General features: G+C 71.3%; 3 protein-coding genes and 1 pseudogene. All 4 read left to right on the top strand.

All coding sequences use genetic code 11. The features are described from left to right. Positions 1-200 (top strand): annotated as a pseudogene (locus D450_RS29190) (ABC transporter ATP-binding protein); the annotation flags it as partial. Beyond that, positions 197-796, top strand: a complete 600-nt coding sequence (locus tag D450_RS0101830) for an energy-coupling factor transporter transmembrane component T family protein (RefSeq protein WP_017536978.1) — start codon at positions 197-199, stop codon at positions 794-796. The pseudogene D450_RS29190 and the gene D450_RS0101830, both read left to right, overlap by 4 nt. 208 nt (positions 797-1004) lie before the next feature. Beyond that, positions 1005-1916 (top strand): serine hydrolase, encoded by a 912-nt coding sequence (locus D450_RS0101825; RefSeq protein WP_241483024.1) that lies wholly within the window; start codon positions 1005-1007, stop codon positions 1914-1916. 43 nt (positions 1917-1959) lie between these two features. Continuing rightward, positions 1960-2994 (top strand): threonine aldolase family protein, encoded by a 1035-nt coding sequence (locus D450_RS0101820; protein WP_017536976.1) that lies wholly within the window; start codon positions 1960-1962, stop codon positions 2992-2994. Positions 2995-3489: the final 495 nt, after the last annotated feature.

Raw genomic sequence — 3489 nt, 5'->3', positions numbered from 1 at the left:
TGCGCGCCCTTCCGCAGCCGCTCGTCCTGCTCACCCACCAGCTCGACATGCTCGACGGTTTCGACCGCGTACTGGTCATGGACGGCGGCCGGGTCGTGTTCGACGGCGCTCCCGAGGCGGCCATCGGCCACTACACCGCCCTCATGGACGCCCGAGAAGAAGGGGCGGACCGAGCGCGCGCTGAAGGCGGTGCGGTGTGAACGCCCTCGGGCTGTACGTCCCCGGCCGGTCGCCGCTGCACCTCCTCCCGGCCGGGGCCAAGCTCCTCGGCCTCCTCGCCCTGGTCTCCCTCCTCATCGCACTCGACGACCACCGCGCGGGCCTCGCCGCCTGCCTCGGATGCCTGGCCGCCTACCCCGCCTCCGGCCTCGGACTGCGCCGCGCTCTGCGCATGCTCCTGCCGCTGCTGCCCTTCCTGGTCGCCATCGCGCTCTTCCAGGCACTGGCCGGCGACCTCTGGGCGGCCCTGCGCGCCTGCCTCCTGCTGATCGCCGCCGTGCTCGCCTCCGGACTGGTCACCTTCACCACGCGCGTCAGTGCGATGCTCGACCTCTTCGAGCGCCTCGCCCGCCCCTTCTCCCGGGTCGGTGTCCGCCCCGACCGGGTCGCCCTCGTGCTCGCCCTCACGATCCGGTCGGTGCCCATGGTCGCCGCGGCCTGGCAGACGTCGAAGGACGCCTGTGCCGCGCGGGGGCTCCGGCCGTGGCCGCACCTCATCGTGGTCCCGGTGATCGTCGGCATGATCCGTACCGCGGAGGCCACGGGCGAGGCGATGGCGGCCCGCGGCGTGGACTGATCCCTTCGCGGAGGTCTCGAGGACACCTGATTGCCGGAGGGGTGCCCCGGCCTTTCCCCAGGGTTATCCCAATCGATATGAGCGGGTATGAATCATCAACAGTCGGATGTGCCAGCATTGACCCCGCATCGCTATGGATTATGCGGATTCACGGCGCATTGCCCGCCTATTACCCGGTCGCGCAGCGGTACTGAAATGGGCCGCGGCCGTGGCCTCGGCTGTGCTGGTGGCGCCCCTGGCCGCAGCCCTCGACCCGCCTCCCGCGCGCGCGTCCGTCGCGCCGGCGGTCGACGAGCCCTCCCCGTTCGTTCCGCCGTGGATGGTTCCTGACGGCGAGGCCTTCTCGTTGTCGGACGCAATGGTCCACGACCTCACCGACGACCTCGACGCCTACCGGGCCGGAATCAAGGGCGACTTCGCCGCCGCCGCGGTCGAGCTGGAGACCGGTGCCGTGTACGGCTACCGCTCCGACCAGGCCTTCACGACGGGCAGCGTCGTGAAGCTCGACATCCTCGCCGTCCTTCTCCTCCAAGCCCAGGACGAGGAACGCGACCTCAGCGATTCCGAGCGCGCGCTGGCCGAGGAGATGATCCGCCACAGCGACAACGAGGCCGCCGACGACCTCTTCCACCGCATCGGCTTCGTCCCCGGCTTCGACGAGGGACGCGACCGCTTGGCGCTCGTCGACACCGAACCCCACCCCGGCGGCCGCTGGGGCGCCACCTCCACCACCGCGCGTGAGCGCATCACCCTGCTGCGCGCCGTCTACGCGGGTGACGGTCCCCTGGACCCCGACTCCCGGGCGACCGTCCGGGAGCTGCTCTCCGGCGTCGCCCCGGAGCAGGCGTGGGGCGTGTCCGCTGCCGGTAGGGACGGCGAGGCCGAGGTCAAGAACGGGTGGGTGCCACTTGAGTCGGAAGGCGGCCTGTGGGCGGTGAACAGCACCGGACGGATCGTTGCCGAGGACGGGCGGGTGTACCTGGTCGCGGTGCTCTCCGCCGGCCATCCTGGATACGGGCAGGGGGTGGAGTGCACCGAGCACGTGGCGGTCTCCGTGGTCGACGCCATGAGCGCGGACATCTCCGGCCAGGCCCCGCGGGGGCCGGTGGGCGTCGGCTGACTAGGGTGATCCAGTGACCACCGCGAAGGAACGGGAGACACCCATGCCCGCCAACGCGCCCGAGATCGACCTGCGCTCGGACACGATGACCCGCCCTACCCCCGAGATGCGTCGCGCCATGGCCGAGGCCGAGGTCGGCGACGACGTGTTCGAGGAGGATCCGACCGTCCGGGCCCTAGAGGAGCGCACCGCAGAGCTCTTGGGTAAGGAGGCGGCGCTCTACACGCCATCGGCGCACATGGCGAACCAGATCGCCGCCTATCTGGCCGCACGGAGCGGCGAGGAGATCTGGGCGCACGAGCTGGCGCACATCCTCGGCAATGAGCAGGGCGGGACGTCGGTGCTGTCCCGCCTGCTGCCCCGGACCTTCGGCGGTTCGGAGAGCACGCCCGAACAGGAGTGGCTGGACAAGCTGATCCAGGGGACGGACGACGTCCACCGTGCTCAGCCGGCGCTGATCTCCCTGGAGAACACCTTCACCGGGCGCGTCATGCCGTTGGAGGGGCAGAGGAGGGTGGCCGCCTTCGCGCGGGAGCACGGGCTGAAGGTCCACCTGGACGGCTCTCGCCTGTGGAACGCCGCGACCGCGCTGGGCGTGAGCCTCGCCGAGGCGGCCGAGGGAGCGGACACGGTGACTGTCTGCTTCTCGAAGGGGCTGGGTGCCCCGGTGGGCGCGGCCTTGGCGGCGGACCGCGACACCGTCCACCGCGCGCGTAGGGCCAGAAAGCTGCTCGGCGGGGGCATGCGGCAGGCGGGCATCATCGCGGCCGGTGCGCTGTACGCGCTCGACCACCACCTGGAGCGCCTGGCCGATGACCACGCGCGGGCACAGCGCTTGGCGGAGGCACTGAGCGCGGCCCCGGGGCTGTCTGCAGAGGCGTTGACGAACATGGTCATTGCGAAGACCGAGCCGGCGCAGGCCCCGAAGCTGGCAGAGGCGGCGGGAGCGCAGGGCGTGGCGTGCATCGCCATCGCCCCGGACACGGTCCGCATGGTCGTTCACTTGGACATCGCCGAATCCGATATCGGAGAGGCGGCGGCACGGATCACCAAGGCGGCCGAGTCACTGTCGGCCTGACGAAGACCAACGCTGGGGCGCCGTACGAGGGCCCCAGCGCTTACCATGCCTCGGCTGAATCGGCTCCTGTCAGGGGTCACCCCTACGCATGCGAGGCCTTCCCCGCGCCACATCCCCATGGGGCGGCGAGATGCGTCCATCCCCGCGTCCGCGGGGCTTTCGTCATGGAAGCCCACCACTCGGTCGTGTCCGCTGGCGTGGAGGCGCTCTCCGGGCCCCGGCCGCCCCCGGGAGCACTGCCTGCCGCCCGTATCGACACCCCCGTTGATCTCGGGGAAGTCGGGGTAATACTCGCGAGTATTACCCCGACTTCCCCGAGATCAACGACGAGGAGGGGGCGCGTACCCGGGGCGGGGTCGCCGACCACGCTGCAGCGGTCGCACCGCTCCCAAGGATGCGGCCGAAGGTTCCACCACTCCAACGGACACGACCCACCAGGAGGCCCGCAAGGCCGGGCCATCCCCGCGTCCGCGGGGCTTTCTGGCTGGCGACGGC

The sequence above is a fragment of the Nocardiopsis halophila DSM 44494 genome, assembly GCF_000341245.1.
In the GTDB taxonomy this organism is placed as follows: Bacteria; Actinomycetota; Actinomycetes; order Streptosporangiales; family Streptosporangiaceae; genus Nocardiopsis_A; species Nocardiopsis_A halophila.
This window is presented reverse-complemented; position numbering and strand designations above follow the sequence as displayed.

Coding starts and splice junctions, on each gene's coding strand:
- D450_RS0101820 (WP_017536976.1), top strand. CDS start 1,960: ATGCCCGCCAACGCGCCCGAGATCGACCTGCGCTCGGACACGATGACC.